Here is a 1,094-nt window from a genome sequence, read left to right on the forward strand (position 1 = left end):
CGAACAGACACAGGTCGTGGCCCAGCAGGTCGCTGCTGGCGACGCCGCCGCTTCAGCCTGCGGCTTGGGCGCGGTCGCGCAGCCAATGAACAACGGCGTCTACGTGACGGCGGGCGAAGCACCCCAGCAGCAGATCGCCGCGCCGAAGAAGGGCCTGTTTGCCTCGCTGTTCAGCACCACGCCGGCCTCGGCAGCCCCAGCGCCGCTGGTCAACGCGCGCTCGGGCGAGCAGCCGGCCGTTGCCAAGGCGACTGCGCCCGCCAAGCCGATCATCACGCTCGCTTCCGCCACCCCGGCCGAAAAGCCGGTGCAACTGGCCTCGCTCGACGATCCAAGCAATCACATCACCGGCGCCGATGCCTTGCCCGGCGTGCGCCAGACCGCGCTGTTCGAGATCAAGCGCAAATCCGGCATCGACGATGAGAGCGACGTCGACCTTAACGAGGACGAGGGCGGCTCCTACCAGGTGGCGTCGGCCGCCGGCATGGCGAGGCTGGCGCCCAATGGCCTGCTGAAGCAGAACGAAAGCGTCGACGTCGCCTGCCTGAAGCCGTCGCTGGTGCGCGTGCTGAAGACGATCGAGGGCCACTACGGCCGCAAGATGGTCGTCACCTCAGGCTATCGCGACCCGGCCCGCAACCGCCGCGCCAACGGCGCCAAGAATTCGCTGCACATGTACTGCGCCGCCGCCGACATCCAGGTTCCCGGCGTCTCCAAATGGGAGCTGGCGAGCTACATCCGTACCATGCCCGGCCGCGGCGGCGTCGGCACCTACTGCCACACCGAATCCGTCCATGTCGACGTCGGCCCCGAGCGCGACTGGAACTGGCGCTGCCGCCGGCGCGGCTAGTGGCGGCGAAGCTGACTTCTGCCGGCCGAGGCAAAGCACCGAACACCCCGGAAGATTACGCGAGGCCCGAAAAAATGCGTCTTTTGGCTCGCCGAAAGAGCGGTTTTTGCCACTTTAGAAAAAAGTTGTCGCAGGCAGCGGCAGACGGGTTGCCGGCTGCGAACAACGCAATTATAAGCCGCTTCATCTGAGCGCGCCCATCGTCTAGCGGTCAGGACACCGCCCTTTCACGGCGGTAACAGGG

Annotated in this window: 1 protein-coding gene; it reads left to right on the forward strand. The window is 66.6% G+C overall.

Annotation, left to right across the window (positions count from 1 at the left end; all coding sequences use genetic code 11):
* Positions 1-850: YcbK family protein (locus EN745_RS35115; RefSeq protein ID WP_127423336.1), on the forward strand; the 850-nt coding region annotated here is incomplete at its 5' end.
* Positions 851-1,094 lie beyond the last annotated feature (244 nt).

The organism is Mesorhizobium sp. M4A.F.Ca.ET.022.05.2.1, assembly GCF_003998845.1.
Classification (GTDB): domain Bacteria; phylum Pseudomonadota; class Alphaproteobacteria; order Rhizobiales; family Rhizobiaceae; genus Mesorhizobium.